The organism is Cryobacterium fucosi (assembly GCF_004403515.1).
Lineage (GTDB): Bacteria > Actinomycetota > Actinomycetes > Actinomycetales > Microbacteriaceae > Cryobacterium > Cryobacterium fucosi.
The window spans coordinates 35,860-53,578 of record NZ_SOHH01000068.1; the positions used below are offsets into that span (position 1 = coordinate 35,860).

The 17,719-nt window shown below is 67.2% G+C and carries 15 protein-coding genes; 10 read left to right on the top strand and 5 right to left on the bottom strand.

The features are described 5' to 3' along the window. Positions 1-18 precede the first annotated feature (18 nt). The 10 genes from uvrA to E3T48_RS09870 all read left to right on the top strand — a co-directional run bounded on the left by uvrA (position 19) and on the right by E3T48_RS09870 (position 11,497). A complete protein-coding gene (uvrA, locus tag E3T48_RS09825) occupies positions 19-2,886 on the top strand; it encodes an excinuclease ABC subunit UvrA (RefSeq protein ID WP_134523885.1) in 2,868 nt (955 codons plus the stop codon). 19 nt (positions 2,887-2,905) lie between these two features. Next, positions 2,906-4,774: an excinuclease ABC subunit UvrC gene (gene uvrC / locus E3T48_RS09830; RefSeq protein ID WP_134523886.1), complete on the top strand. Its 1,869-nt coding sequence runs from the start codon at positions 2,906-2,908 to the stop codon at positions 4,772-4,774. Positions 4,775-4,839: 65 nt separating this feature from the next. Continuing rightward, positions 4,840-5,715 carry an RNase adapter RapZ gene (gene rapZ, locus E3T48_RS09835; protein WP_134523887.1) on the top strand — a complete coding sequence of 292 codons (876 nt, stop codon included), beginning with the start codon at positions 4,840-4,842 and terminating at the stop codon, positions 5,713-5,715. A gap of 90 nt (positions 5,716-5,805) precedes the next feature. Beyond that, a complete protein-coding gene (gene whiA, locus E3T48_RS09840) occupies positions 5,806-6,786 on the top strand; it encodes a DNA-binding protein WhiA (RefSeq protein WP_134523944.1) in 981 nt (326 codons plus the stop codon). A 105-nt stretch (positions 6,787-6,891) separates the two neighbouring features. Continuing rightward, positions 6,892-7,518 (top strand): superoxide dismutase, encoded by a 627-nt coding sequence (locus E3T48_RS09845; RefSeq protein WP_134523888.1) that lies wholly within the window; start codon positions 6,892-6,894, stop codon positions 7,516-7,518. 86 nt (positions 7,519-7,604) lie between these two features. Next, complete coding sequence (gap, locus tag E3T48_RS09850; protein WP_134523889.1) at positions 7,605-8,609, top strand: type I glyceraldehyde-3-phosphate dehydrogenase; 1,005 nt, start codon at positions 7,605-7,607, stop codon at positions 8,607-8,609. Positions 8,610-8,621: 12 nt separating this feature from the next. Then, a complete protein-coding gene (locus tag E3T48_RS09855) occupies positions 8,622-9,836 on the top strand; it encodes a phosphoglycerate kinase (RefSeq protein WP_134523890.1) in 1,215 nt (404 codons plus the stop codon). Then, positions 9,827-10,627: a triose-phosphate isomerase gene (gene tpiA, locus E3T48_RS09860; protein WP_134523891.1), complete on the top strand. Its 801-nt coding sequence runs from the start codon at positions 9,827-9,829 to the stop codon at positions 10,625-10,627. Before E3T48_RS09855 ends, tpiA begins: the two co-directional genes overlap by 10 nt. Before the next feature lie 131 nt (positions 10,628-10,758). Beyond that, positions 10,759-11,010 (top strand): preprotein translocase subunit SecG, encoded by a 252-nt coding sequence (gene secG, locus E3T48_RS09865; RefSeq protein ID WP_134523892.1) that lies wholly within the window; start codon positions 10,759-10,761, stop codon positions 11,008-11,010. A 118-nt stretch (positions 11,011-11,128) separates the two neighbouring features. After that, positions 11,129-11,497 (top strand): RNA polymerase-binding protein RbpA, encoded by a 369-nt coding sequence (locus tag E3T48_RS09870; RefSeq protein ID WP_134523893.1) that lies wholly within the window; start codon positions 11,129-11,131, stop codon positions 11,495-11,497. 94 nt (positions 11,498-11,591) lie between these two features. Here E3T48_RS09870 and pgl read toward each other — a convergent pair whose 3' ends face one another. From pgl to tal, 5 genes are all read right to left on the bottom strand, one after another. Further along, positions 11,592-12,362: a 6-phosphogluconolactonase gene (gene pgl, locus E3T48_RS09875; RefSeq protein ID WP_134523894.1), complete on the bottom strand. Its 771-nt coding sequence runs from the start codon at positions 12,360-12,362 to the stop codon at positions 11,592-11,594. Further along, complete coding sequence (locus E3T48_RS09880; protein ID WP_134523895.1) at positions 12,359-13,327, bottom strand: glucose-6-phosphate dehydrogenase assembly protein OpcA; 969 nt, start codon at positions 13,325-13,327, stop codon at positions 12,359-12,361. Before E3T48_RS09880 ends, pgl begins: the two co-directional genes overlap by 4 nt. Continuing rightward, positions 13,324-14,865, bottom strand: a complete 1,542-nt coding sequence (gene zwf, locus E3T48_RS09885) for a glucose-6-phosphate dehydrogenase (RefSeq protein WP_134523896.1) — start codon at positions 14,863-14,865, stop codon at positions 13,324-13,326. Before zwf ends, E3T48_RS09880 begins: the two co-directional genes overlap by 4 nt. A 61-nt stretch (positions 14,866-14,926) precedes the next feature. Further along, complete coding sequence (locus E3T48_RS09890; protein WP_134523897.1) at positions 14,927-16,534, bottom strand: glucose-6-phosphate isomerase; 1,608 nt, start codon at positions 16,532-16,534, stop codon at positions 14,927-14,929. Beyond that, positions 16,531-17,664 (bottom strand): transaldolase, encoded by a 1,134-nt coding sequence (gene tal / locus E3T48_RS09895; RefSeq protein ID WP_134523898.1) that lies wholly within the window; start codon positions 17,662-17,664, stop codon positions 16,531-16,533. The genes E3T48_RS09890 and tal overlap by 4 nt, the downstream gene beginning before the upstream one ends. Between the last annotated feature and the right edge of the window lie 55 nt (positions 17,665-17,719).

Consider the following 17,719-nt stretch of genomic DNA (forward strand, 5'->3'; position numbering starts at 1 on the left):
ACTGCATAGACTCGAACGGTGTCAATTTCCAAGGTAGAGTCCGGGTCAAAACTCAGTGTTCGCGGCGCACGGGTGCACAATCTGCACAACGTGGACCTGGAGATCCCCCGGGATTCCCTCGTGGTCTTCACCGGGCTGTCCGGTTCGGGCAAGTCGTCGCTCGCCTTCGACACCATCTTCGCGGAGGGCCAGCGCCGGTACGTCGAGTCGCTGTCCGCCTATGCGCGCCAGTTCCTCGGCCAGGTCGACCGTCCCGACGTCGACTTCATCGAGGGGCTCAGCCCCGCCGTCTCGATCGACCAGAAGTCCACCAACCGGAACCCCCGGTCCACGGTCGGCACGATCACCGAGGTGTACGACTACATGCGGCTGCTCTGGGCGCGCATCGGCGTGCCGCATTGCGCCGTCTGCGGCGAAGTCATCCAGGCCCAGACCGTGCAGCAGATCGCCGACCAGCTGATGGAGCTGGAGGCCGGCATCCGCTACCAGGTGCTCAGCCCCGTCGTCTCGCAGAAGAAGGGCGAATTCGTCGACCTGTTCAAGGAACTGGCCGCCGGCGGTTACTCGCGGGCGATCGTCGACGGTACCCAGATCCAGTTGAACGAGCCGCCCGTGCTCAAGAAGCAGATCAAGCACGACATCTCCGTGGTCGTCGACCGGCTGGTCGCCGGGCCCGAGCTGCTCAGCCGGCTCACCGATTCCCTCGAGACCGCGCTGAAACTCACCGACGGCATCGTGCAGATCAACTACGTCGACGGCGAGGGCGACGACGCCTGGCAGAGCTACTCGGAGAAGCTCTCCTGCCCGAACAACCACCCCGTGCAACTGACCGAGATCGAGCCGCGCACCTTCTCATTCAACGCGCCGTTCGGCGCCTGCCCCGAGTGCTCCGGGCTCGGCACCCGGATGTCCGTCGACGCCGACCTGCTGCTCGGCGACCCGGAGCTCAGCATCGCGGACGGGGTCGTGCTGCCCTGGACCACGCAGGGCAAGGGCCTGTTCCAGTACTACGAAAAACTCCTCGACGGGCTCTCCCGCGACCTGGACTTCTCCCTCAACACCCCGTGGGGCGAGCTGCCCGCCGAGGTGCAGAACGCCGTGCTCCGCGGCGACAACTTCGAGGTGAAGGTGAAGTGGAAGAACCGGTACGGCCGGGAGATGAGCTACACCTCCGGTTTCGAGGGTGTCGTGCCCTACATCGAACGCCAGTACCTCCAGGCCGAATCCGACACGCAGCGGGCACGCTGGGGAGAGTACCTGCGCGAGGTCGACTGCCCCGTCTGCTCCGGCACCCGGCTCAAGCCGGAGGTCCTCGCCGTACTGGTTCACGGCTCGAGCATCGCGGATGTCTGCACCCTCAGCCTGACCGACGCCCGCTCGTTCATGAACAAGCTCGAGCTGACCGATCGTGAATCGACCATCGCGGCCCAGGTGCTCCGAGAGATCAAGGCCCGTCTCGACTTCCTGATCCGGGTGGGCCTCAACTACCTCAACCTGGCCAGGGCCGCCGCGACGCTGTCCGGCGGCGAGGCCCAGCGCATCCGCCTGGCCACCCAGATCGGCTCCGGCCTCACCGGGGTGCTCTACGTGCTCGACGAGCCGAGCATCGGGCTGCACCAGCGCGACAACCGCCGACTGATCGAAACCCTGGTGGCCCTGCGCGACCTCGGCAACACCCTGATCGTCGTCGAACACGACGAGGACACCATCAAGACGGCCGACTGGATCGTCGACATCGGACCGGGCGCCGGCGTCAACGGCGGTCACGTCGTGCACTCCGGCTCGTACGAAAGCCTGCTGGCCAACAAGAAGTCCCTGACCGGCGACTACCTGGCGGGCCGGAGGACCATTCCCACACCCACCGCGCGACGCGAAATCGACCCCACCCGCGAGATCACCGTCGTCGGGGCCGAGGCGAACAACCTCCGCAAGGTGTCGGTGAGCTTCCCCCTCGGCACGTTCACCGCCGTCACCGGGGTCAGCGGCTCAGGCAAGTCCTCCCTGGTCAACGACATCCTCTACCGGGTCCTCGCCAACCGGCTCAACGGTGCGCGCAAGCTGCCGGGGAGGCACACGAGGGTCACCGGCCTCGACCACCTGGACAAGGTCATCCACGTCGACCAGGCTCCGATCGGGCGAACCCCGCGCTCCAACCCGGCGACCTACACCGGCGTCTTCGACAAGATCCGCACCCTGTTCTCCGAAACGATCGAGGCCAAGGCGCGCGGATACCTCCCCGGGCGGTTCAGTTTCAACGTCAAGGGCGGCCGCTGCGAGGCTTGCTCCGGCGACGGCACAATCAAGATCGAGATGAACTTCCTGCCCGACGTGTACGTCGCCTGCGAGGTGTGCGGGGGAGCGCGCTACAACCGGGACACCCTCACCGTGCACTACAAGGGCAAGAACATCGCCGAGGTGCTCGACATGCCCATCAGCGAGGCGGCGGAATTCTTCGAGCCTATTTCGGCTATCCACCGCTTCCTCAAGACCCTGGTCGAGGTGGGCCTCGGCTACGTGCGGCTCGGCCAGAGCGCCACCACCCTGTCCGGAGGGGAGGCGCAACGCGTCAAGCTGGCGACCGAGCTGCAGCGCCGCTCCAACGGGCGCAGCGTCTATGTGCTCGACGAGCCGACCACCGGCCTGCACTTCGAAGACGTCCGCAAACTGCTGTTGGTGCTCAACAGCCTCGTCGATAAGGGCAACACCGTCATCGTGATCGAACACAACCTCGACGTCATCAAGTCCGCGGACTGGGTGATCGACCTCGGCCCGGAGGGCGGGTCGGGCGGCGGGCGCGTGCTCGCGACCGGCACCCCCGAGCAGGTCGCCACCGTCAAGAAGAGCCACACCGGGAAATTCCTCAAGGAGGTCCTGGCGGCGCAGTAGGCGCAGACCAGGGGAATTCATGTCCGACGTGCTGAGTTACCGCCCCAAGGCGGGCGAGATCCCGACCCGCCCGGGCGTGTACCGGTTCCGTGACGAAACCGGACGCGTGCTCTACGTGGGCAAGGCGAAGAACCTCCGGGCCCGGCTGAGCAACTACTTCGCGCCCCTCGGGAGCCTGCACGAGCGCACCAGGCGCATGGTCACCACGGCCAATTCCGTGGAGTGGACCGTCGTCGGCACCGAGGTCGAGGCGTTGCAGCTCGAGTGGACCTGGATCAACGAGTTCGACCCTCCCTTCAACGTCAAGTTCAAGGACGACAAGTCGTACCCCTACCTGGCGGTGACCCTGGCCGATGAGGCGCCCCGTGCCCTCGTCACCCGCACCACCGGCATCCGCGGGGCCCGCTATTTCGGGCCGTACCCGAAGGTCTGGGCGGTGCACGAGACCATCGAGCTGATGCTCAAGGCCTTCCCGATCCGCACCTGCAACAACGCCAACTACAAGCGGGCGATGCAGTCGGGCAAGCCCTGCTTCGCCGGTCAGATCGGGCGGTGCTTCGGACCGTGCGCCGGCACGGTGAGTCTCGAGGAACACCGCGTCATCGTCAACGAATTCGTCGGCTTCATGGGCAGCCAGGACCGCAAGCTGATCAACCGGCTCACCGCGGAGATGAAGGTCGCCGCGGCCGACCAGGAATACGAAACCGCCGCCAAACGGCGCGACCAGATCCGCGCCCTGGACGCGGTGCTCGAGAAGAGCGCCGTGGTCCTGCGAGACAATGTCGACATCGACCTGTTCGCCTTCGACGAGGACGAGCTGGCGGCCGCGGTGCAGCTGTTCATCGTGCGCGGCGGCCGGATCCGGGGCGTCCGCGGCTGGATGGTCGACAAGGAACTCGACCTGACCACCAGCGAACTCATCGACACGATCATGCAGACCGCCTACGGCGGGGATGCCGTGCCGCCGCGGGAAATCGTGATTCCCGAATTGCCCGATGACGCCGAGGCCCTCGAGGACTGGCTCGCCGGGATCGCCGGGCGCAAGGTTCGCATCCAGGCCGCCCAGCGCGGAGAGAAGGCGGCCCTGCTGGCAACGGCGACCCAGAACGCGAAACACGCCCTGATGCTCTACAAGACCCGGCGAAGTTCGGACTTCGTTGCGCGCTCCAAGGCTCTGGAAGACATCCAGGAGGCCCTGGGGATGCCGTCTGCGCCGCTGCGGATGGAGTGTTACGACGTGTCGCACCTCAGCGGCACGAACATCGTCGCCTCGATGGTGGTCTTCGAGGACGGGCTGCCCCGCACCGACGAATACCGCCGGTTCGGTATCCCGGAATCGACGGATGACACCGACTCCATCTTCCGCACCCTGACCCGACGCCTCGCCTACCTGGTCCCCGACGACGAACCGGAGTCGCCCGACGACGACGGTGCACCGGCCAGGAGGCGCAAGTTCCGTTACCGGCCCAACCTGCTCATCGTCGACGGCGGGCAGCCGCAGGTCGCCGCCGCCGCCCGCGCGCTGCGGGAGTCCGGCGTCACCGGCATCACGCTCTGCGGCATCGCCAAGCGACTCGAGGAGATCTGGTTGCCGGACTCCGACTACCCGGTGATCCTGCCCAGGAACAGCGACGCGTTGTTCCTGATCCAGCGGATCAGGGACGAGGCGCACCGGTTCGCGATCACCCACCAACGTGCCAGGCGCAAACGGGACATCTCCACGGTCCTCGGCGAGATCCCGGGTCTCGGCCCCGCGAGAGTCAAGGTTCTCCTGCAGCATTTCGGCTCCGTGGCGCGGCTGAGGGAGGCCACGGCGGAGTCGATCGCCGAGGTTCGGGGGATCGGCCCCGGCCTCGCGGGCACCATCCATCAGCACTTGCGCGCCTGAACCCTTCGGCCGGTCGGTAGGCTGGACACGCGATATCCACCACAACCGAAGGCGCGAGAGCGAATATGACAACGGAGAACGACAAGCAGGAGATGCTTATCGTGACGGGGATGTCCGGTGCGGGACGCTCGACCGTGGCCAATGCGCTGGAGGATCTCGGCTGGTACGTCGTCGACAACCTCCCGCCGCAGATGCTGCGGCCGCTGGTGGAACTGGTCAGCCGGGCCGGCACCAGCCTTCCGAAGATCGCCGCGGTCGTCGACATCCGCGGCCGGGGCTTCTTCACCGATTTCCAGGAGATCGTCCAGTCCCTGCGCAAGAGCGCCCGCGTGCGCGTGATCTTCCTCGAGGCCAGGGACGACGTGCTCGTGCGCCGGTTCGAGTCCGTGCGCAGGCCGCATCCGCTCCAGGGCGACGGAACCATCCTCGACGGGATCTCGGCCGAGCGCAGCAAACTCAGTGCCGTGCGGGAGTCCTGCGACCTCGTCATCGACACCTCGGACCTGAACATCCACCAACTGGCCACGACGATCACCGACCGTTTCGCGGCCGCTGACACGGCCGGGGTCAACGTCACCCTGATGAGCTTCGGTTTCAAGTACGGCCTGCCCACGGATGTCGACATGGTCGCCGACGTGCGCTTCCTGCCGAATCCCTTCTGGATCCCCGAGCTGCGCGCGCACACCGGGCAGGACTCAGAGGTCAGGGACTTCGTACTCGCCCAGACCGGCGCGGTGGAGTTCCTGGACAACTACGCGGCGGCACTGGGGCCGGTCCTCGCCGGCTACCAGCGGGAGAACAAGCGCCACGTGACGATCGCGGTCGGCTGTACCGGAGGCAAGCACCGTTCGGTGGCCATGTCGGCCGAAATCGCGCGCCGGATCAAGGACTTTCCCGGGGTGGCGGTCAGCCTCAAGAACCGCGACCTCGGACGAGAATAGCCACGGCCGAGGGTGCCTGGAAACAGCCACCGGGCCAGCCAGAACAACTCCCGGCCGGGACAAGGCCAGGACAACAGAATGGACAAGCGATTGGCACTCACCGCCGACGTTAAAGACGAACTCGCTCGCGTGGAGGTTTCGAAGACCACGGTTCGGGCCGCGGAACTGGCCACCATCCTCCGGTTCTCCGGCGGACTGCACATGATCTCCAGCCGGATCGCCATCGAATCCGAGCTCGACACTGCGCTGCTCGCCCGCCGCGTCCGCAAGGCCCTGGCCGAGCTCTACGGGGTGCGCAGCGACGTCTCCGTGATCGCGGCCTCCGGGCTGCGCCGGACCAGCCACTTCCTCGTGCGCGTTCTCGACGGGGGCGAGACCCTGGCCAGGCAGACCGGGCTCCTCGACGCCAGGCGACGTCCGATCCGCGGGCTGCCGAACCGGTTGACCACGGGGTCGAAGGAAGAGATCGCCGCCGTGTGGCGGGGGGCGTTCCTGGCCCACGGCTCATTGACCGACCCCGGGCGCTCCGCCGCGCTCGAGATCACCTGCCCGGGCAACGAAGCGGCCATGGCCCTCGTCGGAGCGGCCGGCCGCCTCGGCGTCGTCGCCAAGGCCAGGGAGGTGCGCGGCGTGCACCGGGTGGTCATCCGCGACGGCGACGCCATCGGCGCGATGCTCGTGCACATGGGCGCCCATGACACCGTGCTCAACTGGGAGGCCCTCCGCCAGCGCCGCGAGGTGCGGGCAACCGCCAACCGGCTCGTCAACTTCGACGACGCCAACCTCCGTCGCTCCGCGCAGGCCGCCGTCGCCGCCTGCGCGCGGGTCCAGCGAGCCATGGAGATCCTCGGGGCCGATATTCCGGAGCACCTGCGCTACGCCGGTGAGCTGCGCCTGTCCTTCCGGGATTCGAGCCTCGACGAGCTCGGTCACCACGCAGACCCGCCGATGACCAAGGACGCCGTCGCCGGCAGGATCCGCCGGCTGCTCGCGATGGCGGACAAGAAGGCCGCAGACCAGGGAATCCCCGGAACCGACGCGGATCTGCCCTCCGACCTCGACGAGGTCTGATCCCGCTGCTCGTCACGCGGCCAGCGCGACCTGAGTAGACTGGATAGGTCGCTCACAAACTGGTGGCGGAGCATTTCCCGCCGACAAATACAGAGGAGATACACATTGGCTGAATACACACTCCCGGCCCTCGCCTATGACTACTCGGCGCTCGCGCCGAGCATCAGCGGCACCATCATGGAACTCCACCACGGCAAGCACCACCAGGCCTACGTAACCGGGGCCAACACGGCCCTCGCCCAGCTGGCCGAAGCCCGTGACTCCGGACAGCTGACCTACGTCAACAAGCTCGAGAAGGACCTCGCCTTCAACCTGGGCGGGCACGTCAACCACTCGATCTTCTGGACCAACCTCTCCCCGGACGGCGGCGACAAGCCCACCGGCGACCTCGCGAGCGCGATCGACGATCACTTCGGCTCCTTCGACAAGTTCCAGGCCCACTTCGCGGCCACCGCGCTCGGCGTGCAGGGCTCAGGCTGGGCAGTGCTCGCCTGGGACTCGATCGGCCAGCGCCTGATCATCCAGCAGTTCTTCGACCAGCAGGCGAACTTTGCCGCCGGCACGATCCCCGTGCTGATGCTCGACGTCTGGGAGCACGCCTACTACCTCGACTACCGCAACGTGCGTGCGGACTACGTGAAGGCGTTCTGGAACATCGTCAACTGGGCGAACGTCCAGGAACGCTTCACCATCGCACGCGAAAAGACCAACGGGCTGCTCCTGCTCTCATAGCAGGACCGGCCCCCTCGCCGGGGCCGGCACCTCGTCCAGTTCACCCACAAGAAACGCGCTTCGGCGCACAAGATTAGGAGACATTCGTGTCTGTAAAGATCGGTATTAACGGATTTGGCCGCATCGGCCGTAATTATCTTCGCGCCGCCCTCGCCCAGGGCAGCGACATCGAGATCGTCGCCGTGAACGACCTCACCGACACGAAGACGCTCGCTCACCTCCTTAAATACGACTCCATCACCGGGCGCCTTGCCGCCACGGTCTCGGTTGACGGCGACTCGATCATCGTCAACGGCAAGCCGATTAAGGTCCTCGCCGAGCGCGACCCGGCCAACCTCCCCTGGGGCGCCCTGGGCGTCGACATCGTCATCGAGTCCACCGGTCGCTTCACCAAGGCCGACGATGCGCGCAAGCACATCACCGCCGGTGCCAAGAAGGTCATCGTCTCCGCTCCCGCCACCGGAGAGGTCGCCACGATCGTCATGGGCGTCAACGAGCAGGACTACGACCCGGCCAAGTTCGACATCATCTCCAACGCGTCCTGCACCACGAACTGCCTCGCGCCGCTGGCGAAGGTGTTCAACGACAACTTCGGTATCAAGTCCGGTCTGATGACCACGATCCACGCGTACACGGCCGACCAGAACCTGCAGGATGGCCCGCACTCCGACCTGCGTCGCGCTCGCGCCGCAGCCGTCAACATCATTCCGACCTCGACCGGTGCCGCCAAGGCGCTCGGAATCGTGCTTCCGGAACTCAAGGGCAAGCTCGACGGCTTCGCGCTTCGCGTTCCGGTTCCCACCGGCTCCATCACCGACCTCACCGTCATCGCCGAACGCCCGGTGACCGTGGAAGCGATCAAGGCAGCCTACAAGGCAGCAGCCGAGGGTCCCCTCAAGGGCATCCTCATGTACACCGAAGATGAGATCGTTTCCAGCGACATCGTCACCGACCCGCACTCCTCCATCTTCGATGCCGGCCTGCTGCGCGTCATCGGCGACCAGGTCAAGCTGTCGTCCTGGTACGACAACGAGTGGGGCTACTCCAACCGCATGGTTGACCTCACCGAGCTCGTCGCCAAGAGCCTCTGACCGAGGCCCACGGTGACACTTCGAACAGTCGAATCACTGGGGCAGCTCCACGGCAAGCGCGTCATCGTCCGTTGCGATCTGAATGTCCCGTTGAAAGACGGAGAGATCACGGACGATGGTCGCGTTCGCGCGTCTCTGCCCACCATCAAGGCGCTGCTCGTGCAGGGCGCCCGAGTCGTGATCGTCTCGCACCTCGGCCGGCCGAAGGGTGCGCCGGAGGACAGGTACAGCCTGGCTCCGGTCGCCACCCGTCTGGCTGAGCTGCTGGGCAGCGACGTCGCGTTCGCCACCGACACCGTCGGCGAGTCCGCGACTGCTGCCGTTTCGGCTCTGGCCGACGGCGAGGTCGTCGTGCTGGAGAACCTCCGGTTCAACCCGGGGGAGACCAGCAAGGTGGACGACGAGCGCGTTGCGTTCGCCAACGAGCTCGCGGCCCTCGGCGACGTCCTCGTCTCGGACGGCTTCGGTGTCGTCCACCGCAAGCAGGCCAGCGTGTTCGACCTTGCAGCGATCCTCCCGAGCGCCGCCGGTCTGCTGATCGCCGCGGAGCTCGAGGTTCTCGATCGCCTCACCGAGAAGCCGGAGGCACCCTACACGGTCATCCTCGGAGGCTCGAAGGTGTCGGACAAGCTCGGCGTCATCGGCCACCTGCTGCCGCGAGTCAACTCGCTGCTCATCGGCGGGGGAATGCTCTTCACGTTCCTCGCCGCACAGGGCCACAAGGTGGGTGCAAGCCTGCTCGAGGCCGACCAGATCGAGACTGTGCGCGGGTACCTGGCGGAAGCAGAGCGCCTCGGCGTCAAGATCGTGCTGCCGACGGATATCGTCGTGGCATCGAAGTTCGGGGCGGACGCGGAACACGTGATCACCCCGGCCAACGCGATCGAAGACACCCCATTCGGTGCCTCGGGCCTCGGCCTTGACATCGGTCCCGACACGGCGGCTGCGTTCGCCGAGATCATCCGGTCTTCCAGGACGGTCTTCTGGAACGGCCCCATGGGCGTGTTCGAGCTGGCTCCGTTCGCGGAAGGCACCCGGACGGTTGCCGGCGCACTGACCGAGGTCGACGGCCTGAGCGTGGTCGGTGGTGGCGATTCTGCCGCCGCCGTGCGCATCCTCGGCTTCACCGATGACCAGTTCGGTCACATTTCAACCGGCGGTGGCGCCAGCCTCGAATTCCTCGAGGGCAAGCGCCTACCAGGACTGGAGGTCCTCGGATGGCAGTAAACGACAACCCGCGGCGCACCCCGCTGATCGCGGGCAACTGGAAGATGAACCTGGACCACCTCCAGGCCATCGCGTTCGTGCAGAAGCTGGCATGGAACCTCAAGGATGCGAAGCATGACTTCTCAGCCGTCGAGGTTGCCGTGTTCCCGCCGTTCACCGATCTCCGCTCGGTGCAGACGCTCGTGTCCGCCGACAAGCTCCCGCTCGCCTACGGCGCGCAGGACCTGTCGGCGCAGGACTCCGGCGCCTACACCGGTGAGATCTCCGGTGGGTTCCTGTCCCAGCTGGAGTGCCAGTACGTTCTGATCGGGCACTCCGAGCGGCGCACGCTGCACGGGGAAGACGACGAGCAGGTCGCGGCGAAGGTCAAGGCCGCGCTCAAGCACAACTTGGTTCCGATCATCTGCGTCGGCGAGACCGCCGCGGACCTGGAACTGCACGGTCCCAGCGCCGTGCCGGTTGCTCAGTTGAAGGCGGCCCTGTCCGGCGTCTCCAACGCCGCGGACATCGTCGTGGCCTACGAGCCCGTCTGGGCGATCGGGTCCGGCCAGGCCGCCACTCCGGAACAGGCCGAGCAGGTTGCGGCCCAGCTGCGCAACGTGCTGAAGGACACCCTCGGGGAGGATGTGGCCGCCAGGACGCGCATCCTCTACGGCGGTTCCGTGAAGGGCGTCAACATCGCCGGCTACATGCGCGAGCCCAATCTGGATGGCGCCCTCGTCGGCGGAGCAAGCCTGGACATCGACGAGTTCTCCAGCATCGTGCGTTTTCAGAAGCACGTTGGCCTGTAGCACCGGTCAGACCGTTTGAGGCAACCCGCTGTCCCCCGAACCGGGGGACGGCGGGTTGTGACGTGAGTCAGGCTATGATTATCACTGATCTTGGTGGGGCAAGTGCCCCACCGCACTGTGAAAGGTTTCGCGTGGGTATTCTCCAGGTAGTGCTGCAGGTGTTGCTCGGCATTACGAGCCTCCTGCTCACCATGCTCATTCTGTTGCACAAGGGGCGTGGCGGAGGCCTGTCGGACATGTTCGGCGGCGGTGTGACCTCGAACCTCGGCGCCTCCGGTGTCGCCGAACGAAACCTCAACCGCATCACCGTCATCCTCGGACTCCTGTGGATCTCGTGCATCGTCGTCCTCGGCCTGATCACGAAGTTCGACGCAGGCCTGTAATTCTCGTCGCCCGGCCGGGGCTGATTCCCGGCCGGATGAGCTCGGCACGACCCGTTCAAGTCAACATTGGCTCAAGCGGCCAATCAGCTTCAACGCCCCTTTCTAGCGGAGGAACATCATGGCATCTGGTGGCAGCGCAATTCGTGGCTCGCGTGTAGGAGCCGGCCCCATGGGCGAGCAGGACCGCGGTTTTCACGCGGACCGGATCAAGGTCTCGTACTGGGACGCCCTCGGGAATGAGACCGTCCGGTACTTCGCCGCGAACCTCCCGGACGATGAGATCCCGGCGACCATAGATTGCCCGTCGTCCGGCCTGCCTGCCGGACGTGACAAGGAGAACCCGCCGTCGGTGGTGAAGCTCGAGCCGTACAAGACGCACCTCGCCTACGTGAAGGAGCGTCGAACGGAGGAAGAGGCCGAGTCGCTCCTTGAAGAGGCGCTGCAGCAGCTTCGGGTACGTCGCGGGAAGCTCGCCGCCACGAACTAGCCACACCGTTGACACAGACAAGAGCGGGTCCCGATTGATCGGGACCCGCTCTTTTCTGTCTACGGTGTGGCTTGTCGGCCGCGCCTCAGCCGGATCAGAAGGTCGACGCCGTGAGATTCTCCGGAACCTCAGCGGCGGCCTCCCGGTCAACGAAGAAGTTCGTGTACCGGCGTCCCTTGATGCCGGCCACGGGCACCTCGTCGCGGCTCGCGCCCGCGAGGGCCAGGCCGAGGGCGGATGCCTTGTCTGGTCCGGCCAGGACCATCCAGATGCAGCGGGAGGAGTTGAGGGCCGGTCGGCTCAGGCTGAGACGTTCCGCCGGGGGCTTGGGGGAGTCCCGGACGGCGAGTACGCTCGCGTCCGATTCCCTGATGCCGGGCTGGTGGGGGAACAGCGAGGCGACGTGCCCGTCCGGTCCGACGCCGAGGAACGTGATGTCGAATCGCGGAAGCGCCGTGCCGTCTATCGACGCGGCCTCCAGCCGGGCGGCATAGTCCGCAGCCGCGGAATCCAGGTCCGTGCCCTCGTCCGAGGCCGCGAACGGATGCACGTTCGCCGCGGGGACCGCGATGTGGTCGAGGAGAGCGGTCCGAGCCTGCAGCTCGTTGCGTTCCGGATCGTTCTTGGCCACCCAGCGCTCGTCGCCCCACCAGAAGTTGACCAGGTCCCAATCGATGGTGTCCCTGGCCGCAGATGCGTTGATCGCCTCGAGCACCTCGGTGGCGACGGAGCCGCCGGCGAGGACCACATTGATCTCGCCCTGCTCGTGCAGGATGTCCACGGTCGTGGTGATGAATCGAGCCGCCACCGACGCCGCGAGGGCGGCCCGGTCCGGGTGTACGAGTACGCGTCGTTCGTTGGTCACGGTCGTCCTTCGGTTTGATCTGCGACCACATCGTCAAGGTGCGGGAGGCCGCGCGTGATGACCTCACCATACAACTCATCCGGGTCGAGCCGGCGCAGCTCGTCGCTGAGGCAGTCGCGCAGGCTGCGCCGTTTGAGGGTGAGGTCCTGCACCGGCTGTCCCGGCTGGGTGAGGGTCGCGATGCCGGGCACCTCACGTTCGAGCGAGATCACCCCTGCCGCACGGGTGAGGTGAACACCGCGGATTCCGCTGGACATGGGGCCGGTGGTGAACTCGTAGCTGACCGGAACCTGCAGTTGCAACTGCAGCCAAGCGGCCAGCAACGCGGTCGACGGGGAGTCTGCCGCACCGGACACCTCGACGGCCGTGACGGGCAGGTAGGGCGGCTGGTCGAGGACCGCTGCGAGCTGGGCGCGCCACAGGGTCAGCCGAGTCCAGGCGAAGTCGGTGTCGCCCGGGCGGTAAGAGCTGCAGAGATGGTGAAGCGCGGCCTGCGGGTCCGGCTGCGCGGACGCATCCGTGATCCGGCGGTAGGCAATGCGACCGAGCGGGGACTCGGCGGGCACGGCAGGGGCCACGCCGGGCCACCAGGCCACGACGGGCGCATCCGGCAGCAGGAGGCCGGTGACGAGGCTCTCCGGGTCGCTGGCGGCCTCGCCGTAGGCGCGGAGCACGATCACCTCGCTCGCTCCGGCGTCGCCGCCGACCCGGATCTCCGCGTCGATCCGCGGTGTCGTGGCCAGGCCCCCGTCGTCGAGGGCCTGCGTCGACACGACGATGACGCGCATCGGGTGCTCGCGGGAGGCATCGTTCGCGGCCTCGATGGCCTCCTCCTCGTGGCCCATCGTCGACGCGATGATCAGGGTGAGGACCCGTCCCAGTGCGACGGCGCCGCCTTCCTCGCGGATCCTGACAAGGGCCTTGGATATCTTGGACGTGGTGGTGTCGGGAAGATCGACGATCATGGGCGTCTCCAGTGTCGGCCGTCGCGAGACAGCAGTTCATCGGCTGAGGCCGGGCCCCAGGTTCCCGGGCGGTACTGTTCCGGTTGGCCCTGCTCGGCCCAGAACTGCTCGATCGGGTCGAGTATCTTCCAGGACAATTCCACCTCTTCGTGCCGGGGAAACAGGGGAGGATCGCCGAGGAGCACGTCGAGGATCAGGCGTTCGTAGGCCTCCGGGCTGGCCTCGGTGAAGGCGTGGCCGTAGCCGAAGTCCATCGTGACGTCGCGCACCTGCATGCCGACGCCGGGGACCTTGGAGCCGAACCGGATGGTGACACCCTCATCGGGCTGCACCCGGATCACCAGCGCGTTCTGGCCGAGGGCCGCGGTGTTGCCCTTCGCGAAGAGGTGCTGGGGGGCGCGCTTGAACACGACGGCGATCTCGGTGACGCGGCGGCCGAGGCGCTTTCCCGCCCGGAGGTAGAACGGGACCCCCGACCAGCGGCGGGTGTCGATGGTGAGGCGCAGCGCCGCGTACGTCTCGGTGACCGACTCGGGGTCCATGCCGTCCTCTTCGAGGAAGCCGAGGACCTTCTCGCCGCCCTGCCAGCCGCCCGCGTACTGGCCCCTGGCCGTGCCGGTGGCGAGGTCCTCCGGTAGGCGAATCGACGCCAGCACCTTCTCCTTCTCGGTGCGGAGGTCGGCCGCGTCGAAGGAGATGGGCTCCTCCATCGCGGTGAGGGCCAGGAGCTGGAGCAGGTGGTTCTGGATGACGTCCCTGGCCGCGCCGATGCCGTCGTAGTAGCCGGCCCGGCCACCGACGCCGATGTCCTCGGCCATCGTGATCTGCACGTGATCGACGTGGTTGGCGTTCCAGATCGGTTCGTACAACTGGTTCGCGAAACGCAACGCCAGGATGTTCTGGACCGTCTCCTTGCCCAGATAGTGGTCGATCCGGAACACGGAGTCTGGCGGGAAGACCGACTCAACGACATCGTTCAGCTCGCGCGCGGTCTGCAGGTCACTGCCGAACGGCTTCTCGATGACGACCCGTCGCCACTGCCCGTCCTTCTGCTCCGCCAGCCCGGACCGCCGCAACTGCTCGGTCACCTGCGGGAAGGCCTTCGGCGGGATCGACAGGTAGAACGCGTGGTTGCCCATCGTTCCGCGTTCCTCGTCGAGCAGCGCGATCGTCTCCTTGAGACGTTCGAACGACTCGTCGTCGTCGAACGTCCCGGGGACGAAACGGATGCCTTCGGCCAGCTGCGCCCAGACATCCTCATGGAAATCGGTGCGCGCGTACTCCTTGACGGAGTCGTGCACCACCTGCATGAAGTCCTCGTTGTCCCAGTCGCGCCGGGCGAAACCGACCAGGGCGAATCCGGGAGGCAACAGGCCCCGGTTGGCCAGGTCGTAGACGGCCGGCATGAGTTTCTTCCGTGAGAGGTCACCGGTAACGCCGAAAATGACGAGGCTGCTGGGCCCCGCGATTCGATTCAGGCGGTAGTCGGAGGGCGATCGCAGGGGATTGAACTCCGGGGTGATTTCCACCGGGGACATGCAGCTCCTTCAGGGTGTGGACGGACAGCGTGGCCGGGGCGGCCGGGGTGACGCGTGGCGGCTAGCGCAGGGCCGCGAACAGGGTCGCGACGTTCGCTTCCGGCTGGGTCAGCGTGAGCGTGAGCACCGGGCGGCCGTGGTCGGCCAGGACGATCGCGTCGCCGCTGGCCTGCGCCTGGATGAGCTCCCCGAAGGTGAACGGGCGCTCCGGGATGTCCAGGTCGACGGGGGCAGTGGCGAGGATCTGCAGGAAGACGCCGGTGGCCGGGCCGCCCTTGTGGAGCTGGCCGGTCGAGTGCAGGAACCGAGGTCCCCAGCCGAACGTGACCGGGCGCCTGGAGAGTGCCGCGAGCAGGTCGCGGATCTCGGCGAGCTGCGGCAGGGCCAGGCGGTTGACGTAAGCCTGCACGGACAGATAACCGTCCGGGCCGAGCTCCTCCAGGAGAGCGTCGATGGCCGACGCCAGGTCGCTGGCGGCCCCGATGACGTGTGCGGTGCCCCTGACCTCGATTCCGTCCGAGATGAACGCCGCCGGAACGGGCTCCGGGCGGGCGTCGAGCAGGCCGCGGGTGGCGTTTTTGGCCGCCTCCACGTCGGGCTGGTCGAATGGGTTGATGCCGAGCAGGCGTCCGGCGATGACGGTGGCATACTCCCAGACCAGGAACTGCGCCCCGAGGGTGCCGCTGACCCGGATCTCGTCCGCGCCGTCGTTGTCGGAGAAGACCTCGACGCCGGCGTCGGCGACGAGGCGCACGACCTGGACGTCAGGCAGGTTCTCCGACAGCTCGGGAGCACCCCGGTCGAGGACGACCGGGAGGATGCCCGTGCCCTGCTTGCCGGTTGACTCGGCGATGAGTTGCTCGGCCCAGTCAGCGAAACCGACGATGTGGGTGCCGTCGGACACGATTGCCAGCTTGTCCCGACGCGGCGTGGTCGCGGCGATGGCCGCACCGAGGATGAGCCCCGGGTTCTCCGGACTGTCGACGGCGAGGGCGAGCGAGATAGCGTCGGCCTCGTCGAGCAACTCGGCGATATCGACCCCGGCGAGCCCTGACGGCACCAGGCCGAAGGCGGTGAGCACGGAGAAGCGCCCGCCGACCGTGGGGTCGGCGTTGAAGACGCGGTAGCCGGCGGCGCGCGCGGACGCGTCCAGCGGCGAACCAGGGTCGGTGACGACGATGATGCGCTCGGCCGGGTCGATGCCGGCTTCGCGGAATGCCCGCTCGAACACGCGGCGCTGGCTGTCGGTCTCCGCGGTCGAACCCGACTTGGACGAGACGACGAGTGCGGTCGAAGCGAGGTGGTCGCCGAGCGCGGCGAGGACCTGGCCGGGGTCGGTCGAGTCGAGCACCGTCAGGGGCACTCCGGCGGTGCGGGTGATGACCTCCGGCGCGAGCGAGGAGCCGCCCATGCCGGCGAGGGCGATCCGGTTCACGCCCTTGGCGCGCAGCGAGTCGCGCAGCGCCAGGATCTCGGGGATCAGGGGCCGGGAGTCGGAAACCGACTCGGTCCAGCCGAGTCGCTTGCCGGCCTCGTCCTCGGCCTCCGGGCCCCAGAGGGCAGGGTCGAGCGCCGTGATGCCGGATGCGACGAGGTCGGCCACCAGGGTCGGGACCGTGCTGCGCACGGCGTCGGCGGCGGCGCCGCTGACCGAGATGCGGAAGCTCACAGTGCCGCCCCCGAGGTCGCCTTCGCGGTGTCGAGCGCGATGGAGACGGTCTCCAGGAGTTCGTTCCAGGACACGATGAACTTGGCAACACCCTCGGCCTCGAGGACCTGGGTGACGTCGACGTAGGAGACGCCTTCGTTGGCGAGCGCGTCGAGCACGGCATTGGCCTCGTCGTACGCGCCGGTGACCGAGTCGGCGGGGATGACGCCGTGGTCGAGCGTCGCTTCGAGGGTCTTCTCCGGCATCGTGTTGACGACCTCCGGCGCGACGAGGTTGGTCACATAGAGCGTGTCCGGCAGGGTCGGGTCCTTGACGCCGGTGGACGCCCAGAGCGGGCGCTGCTTGTTGGCGCCGGCCTGGAGCAGGCCGAGGGCACGCTCGCTGGAGAAGGCCTGTTCGAAGACCTCGTAGGCCAGCTGGGCGTTGGCGACGCCGGCCTTGCTCTTGAGGGCGAGGGCAGCATCCGTGCCGATGGCTTCGAGGCGCTGGTTGATCTCCGTGTCGACGCGGGACACGAAGAACGAGGCGACGGAGTGGATCGTCGACAGGTCGAGGCCCGCCGAGCGGGCCTTCTCCAGGCCGGACAGGTACGCGTTGATGACCTGGCGGTGACGCTCGAGGCTGAAGATCAGGGTGACGTTGACGCTGATGCCCAGCGCGATGGTCGCGGTGATCGCATCGAGCCCTTCGACGGTCGCGGGGATCTTGATCATGGCGTTGGGTCGGTCCACCTTGGCCCAGAGTTCCTGCGCCTGGGCGACCGTGCCGGCCGCGTCGTGGGCGAGCCCGGGCTCGACCTCGATCGAGACCCGGCCGTCGACGCCGCGGGTGCCGTCGTAGACCGGACGGAAGATGTCGCTCGCGGCGCGGACGTCGTCGGTGGTGATCTCGAAGACGGCCTCCTGCACGCCGGCGCCGGCGGCGGCGAGGGCCGCCACCTGCTCCACGTAGGCCTCGCCCTTGCTCAGGGCGCCGGCGAAGATCGTCGGGTTGGTGGTCACGCCGACGACGTTCTTCGTGTCGATCAGGGTCTGGAGGCCGCCGGAAACGATGCGTTCGCGGGACAGGTCATCGAGCCAGATGCTGACGCCGGCAGCGGAAAGCTGGGCGAGGGGAGTGTTCTCGGTCATAGTGATTCTCCTAAATGAAGCGGGTTATTCAGGTGTGGGGATGCGCGCCGTTGAC

Coding starts and splice junctions, on each gene's coding strand:
- uvrC (WP_134523886.1), top strand. CDS start 2,906: ATGTCCGACGTGCTGAGTTACCGCCCCAAGGCGGGCGAGATCCCGACC.
- rapZ (WP_134523887.1), top strand. CDS start 4,840: ATGACAACGGAGAACGACAAGCAGGAGATGCTTATCGTGACGGGGATG.
- tpiA (WP_134523891.1), top strand. CDS start 9,827: ATGGCAGTAAACGACAACCCGCGGCGCACCCCGCTGATCGCGGGCAAC.
- E3T48_RS09870 (WP_134523893.1), top strand. CDS start 11,129: ATGGCATCTGGTGGCAGCGCAATTCGTGGCTCGCGTGTAGGAGCCGGC.
- E3T48_RS09880 (WP_134523895.1), bottom strand. CDS start 13,327: ATGATCGTCGATCTTCCCGACACCACCACGTCCAAGATATCCAAGGCC.
- zwf (WP_134523896.1), bottom strand. CDS start 14,865: ATGTCCCCGGTGGAAATCACCCCGGAGTTCAATCCCCTGCGATCGCCC.
- tal (WP_134523898.1), bottom strand. CDS start 17,664: ATGACCGAGAACACTCCCCTCGCCCAGCTTTCCGCTGCCGGCGTCAGC.